The organism is Kitasatospora sp. NPDC034023 (genome assembly GCF_055575795.1).
In genome coordinates, this window is the sequence record NZ_JBVIRY010000018.1 from 133,446 (window position 1) to 145,884 (window position 12,439).

General features: G+C 69.1%; 15 protein-coding genes and 1 pseudogene. All 16 read right to left on the reverse strand.

The features are described 5' to 3' along the window. Window positions 1-18 precede the first annotated feature (18 nt). The 16 genes and pseudogenes from ACZ52R_RS24035 to ACZ52R_RS24110 all read right to left on the reverse strand — a co-directional run bounded on the left by ACZ52R_RS24035 (window position 19) and on the right by ACZ52R_RS24110 (window position 12,375). Window positions 19-489: a single-stranded DNA-binding protein gene (locus ACZ52R_RS24035; protein ID WP_465665019.1), complete on the reverse strand. Its 471-nt coding sequence runs from the start codon at window positions 487-489 to the stop codon at window positions 19-21. Window positions 490-609: 120 nt separating this feature from the next. Next, entirely contained in the window at window positions 610-879 is a 270-nt protein-coding gene (locus tag ACZ52R_RS24040) for a WhiB family transcriptional regulator (protein WP_465665021.1), read from the reverse strand. Further along, window positions 876-1,337: a RusA family crossover junction endodeoxyribonuclease gene (locus tag ACZ52R_RS24045; RefSeq protein ID WP_465665023.1), complete on the reverse strand. Its 462-nt coding sequence runs from the start codon at window positions 1,335-1,337 to the stop codon at window positions 876-878. Before ACZ52R_RS24045 ends, ACZ52R_RS24040 begins: the two co-directional genes overlap by 4 nt. Further along, window positions 1,330-1,518 (reverse strand): hypothetical protein, encoded by a 189-nt coding sequence (locus ACZ52R_RS24050; protein ID WP_465665024.1) that lies wholly within the window; start codon window positions 1,516-1,518, stop codon window positions 1,330-1,332. The genes ACZ52R_RS24045 and ACZ52R_RS24050 overlap by 8 nt, the downstream gene beginning before the upstream one ends. Further along, the gene (locus ACZ52R_RS24055; RefSeq protein WP_465665025.1) at window positions 1,515-1,964 is read right to left on the reverse strand and encodes a hypothetical protein; all 450 of its coding nucleotides are present in this window, start codon (window positions 1,962-1,964) and stop codon (window positions 1,515-1,517) included. The genes ACZ52R_RS24050 and ACZ52R_RS24055 overlap by 4 nt, the downstream gene beginning before the upstream one ends. Further along, complete coding sequence (locus ACZ52R_RS24060; RefSeq protein ID WP_465665027.1) at window positions 1,954-2,220, reverse strand: helix-turn-helix transcriptional regulator; 267 nt, start codon at window positions 2,218-2,220, stop codon at window positions 1,954-1,956. Before ACZ52R_RS24060 ends, ACZ52R_RS24055 begins: the two co-directional genes overlap by 11 nt. Next, entirely contained in the window at window positions 2,217-2,966 is a 750-nt protein-coding gene (locus ACZ52R_RS24065) for an exonuclease domain-containing protein (protein ID WP_465665029.1), read from the reverse strand. The genes ACZ52R_RS24060 and ACZ52R_RS24065 overlap by 4 nt, the downstream gene beginning before the upstream one ends. Before the next feature lie 80 nt (window positions 2,967-3,046). Further along, on the reverse strand, window positions 3,047-3,634 hold the full coding sequence (locus tag ACZ52R_RS24070; RefSeq protein ID WP_465665031.1) for a phiSA1p31-related protein: 588 nt from the start codon (window positions 3,632-3,634) through the stop codon (window positions 3,047-3,049). After that, window positions 3,631-4,530 (reverse strand): hypothetical protein, encoded by a 900-nt coding sequence (locus tag ACZ52R_RS24075; RefSeq protein ID WP_465665033.1) that lies wholly within the window; start codon window positions 4,528-4,530, stop codon window positions 3,631-3,633. The genes ACZ52R_RS24070 and ACZ52R_RS24075 overlap by 4 nt, the downstream gene beginning before the upstream one ends. Window positions 4,531-4,561: 31 nt before the next feature. Then, complete coding sequence (locus tag ACZ52R_RS24080) at window positions 4,562-5,446, reverse strand: PD-(D/E)XK nuclease-like domain-containing protein (RefSeq protein ID WP_465665035.1); 885 nt, start codon at window positions 5,444-5,446, stop codon at window positions 4,562-4,564. Beyond that, a complete protein-coding gene (locus ACZ52R_RS24085; RefSeq protein WP_465665037.1) occupies window positions 5,443-5,886 on the reverse strand; it encodes a hypothetical protein in 444 nt (147 codons plus the stop codon). Before ACZ52R_RS24085 ends, ACZ52R_RS24080 begins: the two co-directional genes overlap by 4 nt. Then, complete coding sequence (locus ACZ52R_RS24090) at window positions 5,883-6,338, reverse strand: hypothetical protein (RefSeq protein WP_465665039.1); 456 nt, start codon at window positions 6,336-6,338, stop codon at window positions 5,883-5,885. Before ACZ52R_RS24090 ends, ACZ52R_RS24085 begins: the two co-directional genes overlap by 4 nt. Window positions 6,339-6,627: 289 nt before the next feature. Continuing rightward, the gene (locus ACZ52R_RS24095; RefSeq protein WP_465665041.1) at window positions 6,628-6,885 is read right to left on the reverse strand and encodes a helix-turn-helix domain-containing protein; all 258 of its coding nucleotides are present in this window, start codon (window positions 6,883-6,885) and stop codon (window positions 6,628-6,630) included. A gap of 1,102 nt (window positions 6,886-7,987) precedes the next feature. Further along, entirely contained in the window at window positions 7,988-9,580 is a 1,593-nt protein-coding gene (locus ACZ52R_RS24100) for a recombinase family protein (RefSeq protein ID WP_465665043.1), read from the reverse strand. A gap of 47 nt (window positions 9,581-9,627) precedes the next feature. Further along, window positions 9,628-11,034, reverse strand: a pseudogene (locus ACZ52R_RS24105) (aldehyde dehydrogenase family protein); the annotation flags it as partial. A 393-nt stretch (window positions 11,035-11,427) separates the two neighbouring features. Continuing rightward, the gene (locus ACZ52R_RS24110; RefSeq protein ID WP_465619973.1) at window positions 11,428-12,375 is read right to left on the reverse strand and encodes a terpene synthase family protein; all 948 of its coding nucleotides are present in this window, start codon (window positions 12,373-12,375) and stop codon (window positions 11,428-11,430) included. Window positions 12,376-12,439: the final 64 nt, after the last annotated feature.

A 12,439-nucleotide genomic window follows, 5' to 3' on the forward strand; every position in this document is an offset into this window, starting at 1 on the left:
GTCAGATGCCGTGACGGCTCAGAAGGGAGGCTCCTGTTGCGGCGCGCCCCAGCCGGACTGCGACGGCCCCTTTGACTGGGACCACGGGTCCGCGCTCTGGGCCCCCTGCTGCGGCCCGCCCTGTGTGCGGTTGGCCCTGGTGACCTTCACTGTTGCGTTCCTCAGCGACGGGCCGACCTCGTCGACCTCGACCTCGAAGACGGTCCGCTTCTGCCCGTCCTTCTCGTACGAGCGCTGCCCGAGTCGGCCTTGCACGATGACGCGCATGCCGCGCTGCAGGGACTCGGCCACGTTTTCCGCCGGCTGCCGCCAGACGTTGCACGTGAGGAAGAGGCTCTCGCCGTCCTTCCACTCGTTCGTCTGACGGTCGAAGGTGCGGGGGGTGGACGCGATGCGGAACTTGGCGATGGCAACGCCGGACGGGGTGAAGCGCAGCTCCGGATCGTCGACCAGGTTGCCGACGAGTGTGATGTTGGTTTCTCCGGCCATGGCTGTCCTTTGGGTGTGGGGTGGGGCGGCGGCCTTCGCCCGTGAAGGTGCGTGAGGCCGCCGTAGGGCGGGCCTGGCCTGGCCCAGCTGGGGCGCAGCTGGTTCAGGTCAGGACCGTGGTCATGCCGCTTCAGCGAGGCGGGTCCGCTCACTGAGGGCGGCCCGTTCGCCAGGGGTGAGCGCGCCCCGGATGCCGGAGCGCTCCTTCGCGCTCTTTCGGCCCTCTTTTGCGAGGGCGTCGGCAAGGCACTGGGCGGTGACGGGGCAGCGCCGCTGGCAGACCCAACGAGCTACTTCCACCTGGTCGCGGTCCTTGACAAACGACTTGGGGTAGAACAGGTCGGGGTTGACCTTGCGGGTGACGCAGGCGCCCTCGGACTCCCAGCTCATCGCTGCTCCCCGAGCTTCCACACGCGGATGACTGCGCCGGGCTGGTCGAGGGCGTCGATGCCTTCGCCGGGGTGCATCTTGCGGGCGGCGACCTCGACGATGCGGGAGTCGTCGGCGATTGCACCGGCGGTGGTGAGCGCGTCGAAGGTGGAGCGGAGCAGCTTGTCGATGTCGCCGCTGTCCCGCGTGGTCGGCCACGTGATGCGGGTCTTCGGGGCGGAGGCCGGCTTGCGGACGGTGAGAGCGACCTCGACCGACAGCGGGCCATCGAGGATGAGACGGTTCTCCATCGCCTCAAGTGCTGCTTCGTGAACGGCCTTCCGCCAGGGCTTGGTGCGGGGGTTGTCGTCGATGATGGCGCCGGTGCGGCTCTTCTTCTTGCTGCCCTGGGGGGCGGGCCGGTGGCCCAGCACGGTGATGGTGAGGTCAGGGGGCGCGGAGAGAAGGGTGTCAGTCACGGGTGCTCCATGCGGTGAGGGCGTAGGCGATGAGGGCGAGGGCGGTGCCGGCCAGGAGGGCCAGTGCGAGCGCGTATCGGGTGAGCACGGGTCGTTTCTGGTCGAGGTGGTGGTAGGCCTGGACGGTGCTGACGCCGGTGTGGGTGCACCAGAGGAGGGCCAGGCAGAAGGCGGTGGTCACGCGGCGATCGGAGCGGCCGGTGCTGCGGTGGCGGCCGATGCGCGGTAGTGGTTCTCGGTGGCGTCCTGGAGTGCGTGGAGCCGGTCTTCGAGGGCGATTTGCCGTTCGGCGAAGTCGCGGCGCTGGTCGCGCAGTTTGCGGCGCAAGTCCTGGATTTCGGCCCGGTACCGGGCACAGGCTCGGAGGGCGCGGCCGAGGCGTTCGGCGTGGTTGACCGCGGTCTCGGCCCAGTCGTCCGCCCGGAAGATCAGCGTGGCGTTTTCGATCTTCGCGGCCGTGAGCTTCTTCTCGGCGGCGATGATGTCGTCGGCGAACCGCTCCGACCTGCGGAAGCTCACCGCCTCCTCGTTGCAGCTGATGCGGAGCGCCTTGTTGAGCTCGGCCACCCGACTCTCCAGCCAGGCGATTCGCTCGGCTTGCTCGGCTATGCGGCGTCTACCGAACATCGTGCCCTCCGGTCTGGGTGGTGGAGCTGGTGGCGACATCGGCCGGGATCAACCCGAGGCCGACGACGATTCCGACGGCGTGCGCGGCGTTGCGGGCCCCAAGCCGCTCGAAGAGGTCCCGGTTGATCAAGCGGGCCGCGTACACGGTGATGCCCATCTCTCGGGCGATCTGCGGGAAGTCGTGACCCTGGGCGATGTGCGCCATCAGGTCGGCCTCGACGCTGGTGAGCTCGGTGACCTTAGTGGTTACGGTCACGACATCACCGCCACGGGCAGGGGGAGGAGCGGCCACGACCCGTCGATGACCTTGTCCGGCGCCCCGCCCTGCTCCGGCGAAGCCTTCGTCCGGAACCACTCCTGAAGGCCGGCCTGCTGCTCAGCCCGCCAGCCTTGCTGAGCCCCGTGGAGGCCGGCCGGGCCCAGGGCGTTCAGCCAGGTGTACTTCTGGAACTGGGCCTCGGCGATGAAGAGGGCGGCGAGCGCGTCGGCCTCGGCGGTGTGCCAGTCGGTGATGCGCACGCCGTAGACCTCGGCCGTCGGCTTCAGCTTCCGCATGCCGCTGCCGCGGCGGTACCGGTCGACGTGCTTGTCGATGACGTGCGGGTCGATCAGCGCAGGATGCGTCGCGGTGACGCGCTCACTCATCGGGGCGAGACCGTGGCGGATCAGCTCGGCGTGGAGCACGCTCCAGTCGAACGACAGGTTGAACGCGACGATGGGCACGCTGGCGTTCAGGGACCGGGCGAGGAGGTCGGCGATCTCCTCCAGCGCAGCTTTCGGATCCTGCCCCTCGGCCTCGACCTGCTCGGTGCTGATGCCGTGGACGGCAGTGGCCTCGGCGGGGATCGGCACGCCGGGGTTGATGAGCCAGGCGCGGGTCTCGCTCGCCTGGTTGTGTCCGCCCCGGAGGACGAGTGCGGCGGTGACGATGCGCGCGTCCTCGGGGATCGGGCCGGTGGTCTCGGTGTCGAATCCGCCGCGGCGGACCTTGAGGAAGTACATGGAATCCTCCGCTGGAAAGTAGGGGATGCTGGGGAGACGGGACCGCGCCTGTTACGAGCGGGCGCGGTCCCGCCAGCCGGTTAGAACGGGGGGTCTTCGGGCTCAACAACGGGCGCCAGCGGGGGCACGACGACCGTGTTGAGCGGTCCGTACTCGCGGATGAGTTCGGACAGGACCATCGCGTCGCCGTTCGGCTCATCGCGACGCATGATGGGGCCTCCCACGTCGGACCAGTCGTTGACGTGTTCCCACCGCTTACCGTTCCGGTCGATCCACTGCTTCGTCAGGTCGTATCGCTGTCCGAAGATGTCGCACAGGTACGGACCGTGACCCGTCTTCTCGGAGCGTTCGTCGACCAGCCGGTCGATCTCGATGCCGGCGCCATCGAGGTCGCGCATGAATTCCTTGGAGGCCTGGCGCAGTTCGGGCTGCCAATGGGTTGCCAGCCTCACTGCGTGCTCGACAACGACCCTGAGCAACCTGTGCAGCTGCTCCTGCGCGTCGACCTGCTGCTGTGGCAGGTGCGCCAGCGTGGCGTGCGCCTGGGCCATTGAGGCGAGGATCGCAGCGGTCTGCGGGTCGGCGAACCGGGCACCCGACTGGTCGCTGGCCCGGTACGACGCCTGCGACAGCAGCCGGGAAGCCTCCTTGGCGTGATCGATGGTCATGACGCACCGCCTGTCAGGTGCGCGTGGAAGGCCCGGAGGGTTTCGAGGGGTGCCAGGGCGGCCGGGACTCCCATGGAGCCATTGAGGAACTCACGCTCCGTCTGCTCCGGCGACCAGCCGTGCTTGTCGTCGGCAGCGTCGAGGATGTCGTCCCACAGCTTCGCGGCCTCGTCATACACCTCGCCGTCAACCGGGTCGGTGTCGCCGGTTGCCTCGGCGTCAGTGCCATCCGCGGGCGCGATCTCCTGCGGGGCCGGCCCGCGACGCGACAGGATCTCCGCTGCCGTCACCGGCGCGCCTGCCTGCACCGCCGTGATCTGCAGCTGCGAGTCCCGCAGCTCTTCCACGGTGTAAGGAACGCCGTGAAGGGCGTCGGATGCGACCAGCCGACAGATTTCGCCCGTCGCACGGGCAACCAGCATGTTCGTCGGCTGCGATTTGTAGTTCGAGTTCTTCGCCACGAACCCGGCCAGCTGAGCCCGGGCAATCGTCCACACGACCTCCTGCCACGCCTCCGAACCGTTTCGGCGACCGCGCATCCGGCACACCGTGTCGGACGACTCGATCAGCTCGATCTCGTGGCCACGGGACTGCACGAGTGCCCGCATGGCGTGGGCCCGAAGGCCCGGTGTCCCATGGATGACATCCATGGACTTCAGCGCGGCCATGGGCGGCAGGCCGAGCTCGTTGCCTGCCAGTAGGCAGGCGGTGATGTCGCCGACCTTGCCGCGCATCGTCGAGGGGATGAACGACGTCGTCGACAGGCGGTCGGCGAGCTGGTAGGCGAGGTCTGCCTCGTGGGCCCAGTCGGCGATGGACTTCCCGGGGACCGCGGCGGCCGTCGGCTGGACGGCGACGGCAGCGGGCCGGGGTTCGGGGATGGCGAGGTCAGTCATGGAACGAGTCCTCTGAGGGTCTTGGGGGCGGTCACGAGCGGTACCCGCGTTCGTGCAGGGCTTGCAGCCACTCCGGGGCGGAGGCCATTGAGACCTCGTGTCCGTAGCCGGGCCAGATGCCCGTTGCGGTGCACTCGGCGTAGATCTCGCGGGCCCGCTTGTTGCGGTCGGCGGCCATCAGTAGCCACGGTGTGGCGAGCTCAATGACGTTCACCAGGTAGGGAGGCTGCTTTTCCTGGACCACGAACACGAAGCTCACGTCGTCTGCGAGTTCGAGCTGCAGGACGGCGTCCATGTAGAAGTCGGCCTGCTGGTCGTAGCGGAAGTCGAGGACGGACTTCTCAAACTTCGTCGTCGAGGCGTCGTTCGCGGTCTTCAGGTCGGGGAGGAGCAGCCGGCCGCCGCGGGCGTTGTCGAGCCAGTCCAGACGGGCCCGGCAGGGGACTCCGGTGGCCTTGTCGGTCCAAAAGAGCGACTGCTCGGGCTTCCCGAAGTCCGGGTCGAACAGGGCGGCGGCCAGCGGGTGACGGCGCAGGGCCGCAGCCATCGCGTGTACCTGCTCCCATTCGTCGCGTTTCAGCGGCACAGCCCCGGCCTCGCGAGCCTCGGCAACCTCCGCCTTGGCCTGCTTGGTGTTCCAGACCAGGTGGTCGACCAACACCAGGTCGGGGCCGTCGCCAAGCACCAAACGGTGAGCGGCAGTGCCGATGTCGAACGCCTTCTTCGGCGGCTCAGGGTGGTCGAGCTCGTGCTTGAACTTGGCCGGCGTCGAGTTGAGGATCTTCCGGGCGCCGGTTGAAGACAGCGAGCTGCGGTCGGCGTGGTAGGCCTCGGCGGTGATGTCGTAGACGCCAGGCCTGGTGACGATGGGCCCGCCGGCCGGGGCCTGAACCCCGGCCGGCACGGTGGTCGTCACGCCGCCCCCTTGCGCTGCTGCGGGACGTGGTTCCCCGACGCAACCAACAGCCTCGCTGCGAGATCCTCGGCGTCCACGGTCGCCAGCAGCATGTTCGCGCCGCCCAGACGGTCCACCAGCTTCTGCACGCGCTCGTCGCGCTCCGGCCCCGATGCCGCATAGAGATCCGCCAGCTCCTGGCCGACGTTCTCCGGCTCCTCTGCGGCCTCGGCGGCGAGCGAGAGGATCAGCCCCGAAACCAGCGGCGTCACATCCAGCTCCACGCCCAGCGGCCGGCGCCGCACCCACACCGGGAAGGCGGCGTTGATTCGGTCCGCCGCCCGGGCCAGGAGGCCCTCACGGTCGAGCAGGGCCGTGACGCTGCGGGCGAGTGGGGCGCCGTAGCGCTCGGCCAGCAAGCGGGCCGCCCGTCGGGCAACCGGGTCCGGGAAATCGGTCACAGCGCCACCGCCACGCGGTAGTCGAGCAGCACCTGCCGGTACATGTCCCGGGTCTCCGCGCACCAGTCCGCCGGCACGTCGTGCTCAGCGCACCACTGCGCGGTCATCTGCCGCTCCGTCACCTGCTGTTCGCTGTTGAGCTCCCGGAGCGTCCAGACGCGGAACACCCCGTCGAAGGCCTCGGCGCTGAGGCAGGAGTAGATCTGGTAGTTGTCGTAGAGCTGGTGCTTGATCTCCCCGCCGAAGGCCCGCTGCCAGGCGATCAGGGCGTCAAGGTCGTGGTGGTGGTAGATCTCCACGGTCGCCTTGCCCCCGACCGAGTAGGGTGCGGTGATGCTGATCCCGTTCGGCGTCGGGGTGTGCTCGGCGAGCAAGAATCCCGCGAGGGAGAGGGCGTCCGTCAGCTGCGGGCGCCGGAAGTCGACGACGGATTGGGTAGGCTGTGTGATCACGGCCTGCCTCCTTGGTGTGATGAGTTGATCGGTGGGCCGGGGCCGTCCCTGGTTGGCGCCAGAGGGGCGGCCTTAGGCCGTAGATGGACAGCAGGCCGGGATCAGGCCGCTAGCGGCGGGATCTGCTGCTCCGGAGCAGTGCGGCGAGCGCGCACCCTCTGGAATGCGGGTGCGAGGACCGGCCGTAGCTCGGCAATCAGTTCGGGTGTCGGCGGGGGTGCATCGTCGACTCGGCGGTGAATTTCGGCCACAGTTGCGGCGCCGAGAATCGCTAGGCGTTCGGCCCGGGTCATGCGGCCTGTCCACTGACAGCGAGATCGTCGAGGCCCACGACAAGATCGTCGAGGCTCACCTTGTATGCGGCGGCGATACGCGCCGCCGTACGAAGGTTGGGCTGCCGGCTGCCATTGCGAAGCCGGGCGACAAGGCCCCGGTTAAGACCAGTGCGAACGGCGATCCGGCTGGTACTGGTGTCGCCGGCTGCGTCGGCGGTATTACGGAAGGCATCGATGTTGAAATCGAATGCGGCGCTATCGGTGCTGGGCACGGGTCACCTCCTCGGCGTTGCCCTGCTGGTCGCTGCGCTCTGACAGCAACCATAACCCTAGTTGCTGCGCATTGACAGCACTTTGCCGAGGTTGATTTCCCAGAAGGAGGACTGTCGGGGCGCTTGAGGTTGAGATGTCCTGGATGTGTGCATGAGGACTCATGGCCCGACCGGTACTGTTGTCAGCTGACAGCAACCCCTTGTGGCGCTAATCTCCGCCTCATGTCGAACGGGGCCCCCTTCATGGACGCAGGACCCGCGGCACTTGCCGCCTACGTGCGCCGGCATGCACCCGCCGCCGGCTATGACCTCGACGCTTACGGCGAACAGTCGCGCCTGGCACGAGCCGCCGACATGGGAACAGACGTGCTGGCCCGAATCCTCAGCGGCGGACGACTGCCTAAGCCCGCAGCCCTGTGGCCACTTGCCGAGGCGCTCGGACGCCCCTACCTGGAGCTGCTCGTAGAAAGCGGAACAATCCCCGCCGAGTCGGTCGCGCATATGCCAAGCGCGCCAGTAGCATCAGAGCCCATCACTGCTGATGCGCTAGCTGACCAGTGGGGTGTAACCGACGAGGCCGACCGCGAGTACGTTCGTGACTCACTCGAACGACTCCGCGCTCTCGCACGCCGATCGACCGGCAGCAGCGGGAGCGGAGGTCGCGCCGCCAACAGCTGAGCGGGGGCATGAATGGCCATCAGGGCGCGGCGTCGGAATGTCATAGCCGTGGCAGTGGGCATCGCGGGAATATCGCTCCTGTCCATCTGGACGGAGCCGCCCCTTGCTGGTGTCCTGACCGGAGCGACACTCTCCGGCGTCGCCTGCGTGGCCATCGTAGATCGTCGATTCAGCCAACTCGCCAAGCGGGAAGACGAACTGGCTGCGACCCAAGCCAGGTACGACGCGGCCTTCGCGGCCCTGGCCGGCCAGCGAGAGCGACTTCGCTCTGCCCTGGAAGCCGAACTGTCCGACCGACTGGCGGCTATGGAAGCCCAGCATCGAGGCGCCTGCGTCCGAGCCAAAGCGGACGGCTACGTCGAGGGTGCTCTTGCAGCCCTCGGGGGCCGACTGCCCGGAACCCCCATGGGGGCTGAGGCCGAGATCATCTCGCTGGCTGCCCGGCGCCCTCATCCGCAGGGTGGGACTGATAGTCCGAACTGACGGCCGGCGCGCCGGGAGAGCCCGGCCACTCTGCGAAGCCCGGCTCTCCGGCAAAGATCAGACCCACGCGCTGCGTCATGTCCTGGTACCGGCTCCGTCGGACAGCCGCCGGCCTGAGCTCCACGCGCACGATCTGTCGCAGGACGTGCCGCTTCTGCGTCAAGTCGAGTTCCAGATTCCAGATCTCGTCGATCTCATCCGGGGTCGCAGTCAGAAGCCGATCAATCAATGGGTCAGCAGCAGACAGCAATGCTCGCACCCGGGTTTCCGCAGCCTGAATTGCCGGAATGAGAGCCTGCTCAAGGGTGGCGAGTGACGCCACCGAGAGCCGCGGGAGGCCGGTCTGAGGATCGAACTCGGTAGCCTGCTGGCGCGCCTCCGCCAGTTGCTCGGACATGATGCGGGCGCGCTCCCGCTCCCGCTCTCTCTCCCCGTCCGACGCCGCGGCCTGGAAGGCGGTTTGGGCCGCAGGCGAGCTCAGCCAGCTCAGGGCGGCCTCCTCAACATATGCATCCAGGTTGTGTTCCATGACCGACACATGGTCAACGCGGCAGCGGTATTGGGGGCGGCGACGATGCTGGGGCTGCGCTCCGCGCGGCGAGAGTCGAGCCTGCGTGAACTCGCGCTCGCTACGGCAGACTGAGCAGAGGGCGTCCCCAGTGAGTAGATGCTTAATACCAGTCTCATGCGTCGTCCGCCGGCTCGGGTCTTCCAACATGGCCTGGACCCGCCAGAAGACGGCCTCGTCCACCAGGCCCTTCCAGGCGGCCTTGTGCTCGGCTCCGCGGTGCGCGCGGATGCCGATGTAGGCCTTGTTGCGCAGGATCGCCCTGATGCCGACCTCGGTGATCCTCGGCCGGAACGGGCGCACCAGGGGGACCAGCGATCTGAGACTCTTCCGGGCATCGGCCAGCTCGAACAGCTCTACCAGAACAGGGCCTTCGACGGGGTGGCCGACCTGGTCGATAAGCTCTCCGGTGTCAGTGTCATACACGCGTTTGAAGCCAAACGGCACCCAGCCCCAAACACCACCACGGCGGGCGGTGAGTCGGGCGGTTCGCTCGTTCCGCCCGATGATCGATTCGCCTTCCTCCTCGGATTGGACGGAGTCGCGAGTGAACTCTTTGAAATCCGAAGGGATGCGCATGTCGTAGACGCGACCGTCGTAGCACAGGAGAACGCCAGTGCGGTGACAGAGGTCGCGCAGGGCAACTGAGACGCTCAGGTTGCGGGAAATTCGAGAGCGCTCGGCATACACGATGACGTCGAACTTGCCCGCCTCGGCGTCCGCGATCATGTCCTCGAAGCGCTCACGGACCTTCGTCGCCCGTCGAGTCGCCGAGCGGTCGCGGTCCTCGTACCGATCGATGACCTGCCATCCTCGGTCGGCGGACTCCATCTCACCGACGGTGAACTGATCCTTGATCGACCTGCCTCGTTTGTGGCGATCTTTGGAGGCTCGGCCGTAGAGAACAGCCCTCAAGGGCGGTTGACTCAAGGCTTCGGATCGAGGCAGCGGGATCACGTTGCTCATAGCTCGGCAGCATAGGTCTTAGCACTGTCAGATGTACCCCCTTATGCAAATGCCGCGTGCGCGGGGTAGGCGTGGTAGCAGTTGGTCCAGACCCGGCCCGCCTGGATGGCGCGTCCGGCCCGGTGGGCGGTGTTGAGGCTGCGGGTCCACACGCCCGCGCCGAGCCCGTACTGGGTGTCGTTGGCGAGCGCGACCGCCTGGTCGAAGCCGTCGAAACGGGTCACCGAGACGACCGGGCCGAAGATCTCCTCCTGGAAGACCCGCATCGAGTTGTCGCCCTCGAAGACCGTCGGCGTGACGTAGTACCCGCCGGCCAGGGCGCCGCCGAGGTCGGCCCGCTCGCCGCCGGTGAGGACCTTGGCGCCCTCGGCCTGGCCTATCTCGAAGTAGGAGAGGATCTTCTTCAGCTGTTCGGCGCTGGCCTGGGCGCCGACCTGGGTGTCGGTGTCCAGCGGGTCGCCCTGGCGCATCGCGCGCACCCGCTGCAGGCCGTCGGCGAGCAGCCGCTCGTAGATCGAGGAGTCGATCAGCGCGCGGCTGGGGCAGGTGCAGACCTCGCCCTGGTTGAGGGCGAACATCGCGAAGCCCTCGACGGCCTTGTCGTAGAAGGCGTCCGAGGCGGCGGCGACGTCCGCGAAGAACACGTTGGGGCTCTTGCCGCCGAGCTCCAGGGAGACCGGGATCAGGTTGTCGGCCGCCGCGCGGGCGATCAGCCGGCCGGTGGAGGTCTCGCCGGTGAAGGCGAGCTTGCGGATCCGCGGGCTGGCGGAGAGCGGGGCGCCGGCCTCCTCGCCGAAGCCGGTGACGATGTTGAGCACGCCGGGCGGCAGCAGGTCGGCGGTCAGCTCGGCGAGCAGCAGCACCGAGGCCGGGGTCTGCTCGGCGGGCTTGAGTACCACCGCGTTGCCGGCCGCGAGCGCCGGGGCGAGCTTCCAGATCGCCATCAGGATCGGGAAGTTCCACGGGATGATCTGGCCGACCACGCCCAGCGGCTCGTGGAAGTGGTACGCCACCGTGTCCTCGTCCAGCTGGGAGAGGCTGCCCTCCTGGGCGCGCAGCGCGCCGGCGAAGTAGCGCAGGTGGTCGACGGCGAGGGGGAGGTCGGCGGCCAGCGTCTCGCGCACCGGCTTGCCGTTCTCCCAGCTCTCCGCGACCGCCAGCTGCTCCAGGTTGGCCTCCATCCGGTCGGCGATCCGCAGCAGCACCTGGGCCCGCTCGGCGGCCGGGGTGCGGCCCCAGACGGGGGCGGCGGCGTGGGCCGAGTCCAGGGCGGCCTCGATGTCCTCGGCGGTGCCGCGGGCGACCTCGGTGAACACCTCGCCGGTGACCGGGGTCGGGTCGCCGAAGTACGCGCCGCGCACCGGGGGCGTCCATCCGCCGCCGATCCAGTGCTCGTACCGGGAGCGGTAGGCGACGATGCTGCCGGGCGTGCCGGGGGGCTGGTAGACCGTCATGCTCTGGTGTCTCCTCGCGACGTCGGGCGCCGCCCGGGCCGTGCGGCCGGAGGCGGCGCGCCGGACCGCCCGGTCGGGGCGGCCCGGCGGGAGGGTAAGGACACGCACATGGGCCGGACGCCCGGGGCGCCCGCCGTCGAGCACGATAGCCGCCGGGCGCGGGGCGCGGCTACGGTCCGTGCGCCCGGTCCGTACGGAGGGTGCGCGTTCCGGCCGTTCTCGCGGGCTCGGTCGGGCAGGTCGGCACGGTCGGGCAGGTCGGCACGGTCGGTCACCGCGCCACCGTCGGTCACTGTGGCGCGGTCCGGCGCGTCGGCGCGTCGGCTTCGTCGGCCGGCTGCCCCGGTCGGCTGCGGGTCGGCGCGCGGCGGCCGGGGGCCCGGCGGGCGGACGTCAGACCGCGTGGTACCGGCCGGTGCGGGCCTCCCAGCTGAGGTAGCCCGCCAGCCAGGTGAGCAGCCCGTCCGCGTACCGCTGGGCGATCGCGCGTTCGATCCGGGACAGGCCCAACTCGCGGTAGACGTCGGGAAGTCGCTCGTGCAGGTCGGCGCAGCGCTCGACCATCAGCTGGGCCTCCGCGATGACCGCCGCGCAGGCTTCCTCGGCCGAGCAGCGGCGCTCGCGCTGGACGATCATCACCAGGTTGTTGACGTCGCCGCGCGGTGCCTCCAGCGGGTAGGAGCGCACGTCGTTGCTGAGTGACGGTATGTCGGCGGCCAGCTGGCGGAGTTGACGGAGCACCGGGTGGTGCAGGACGGCGGCGGGGACCTCGAACTGGCCGATGCGTTCGACCATGTCGAAGATGGTCTCCATCGCCGCGGTGCCCCGTCTGAGCTGCAGGTAGCCGTCCCGGTCCGGGGGGCGGGCGGAGATCCGGCCGGCCGCCTCGGCCGGGTGGCTGGCCAGGTAGTACTCCCAGTTGTACGCGGCGCGGGCCTGCCAGCGCGCGGGCATGCCGTGTGCGCTGCGGTTCCAGAGGTCGGCGAAGGCGGTCTCGATCGCGGAGCCCTGGTCGGGACGGGCGCCGTGCAGGACGGCGATCAGGCGTTCGCAGATCGGAGCGACTTCCGAAGGGCGGCGACCGAGCGGGCCGTCGAACTGGTCGTCGAAGAGGAAGTAGAAGCCCATCAGGTCGGCGGCCAGGGCGAGTTCGTCCGGTCCGGCGTCCGGGTAGCCCAGCGCGGCGAGGTCCACTACCTCCCAGTGCGCGTAGCCGGGGTGGTCGGCGTCGGGCAGCAGGGGGTGGCGGATCAGCCAGTCGCGGTGCAGCGCGGTGGCCTGCGGGCCGTGCGGACTGCGGCGGTGCGGGAACGGGATCTGAAGTGAGTTGTCGTCAGACATCGGACTCCCGGTGCAGCGGAGGGTGGGGGCGCTTGTGGTTCGATCATTGACCGTGGGGGGAGTT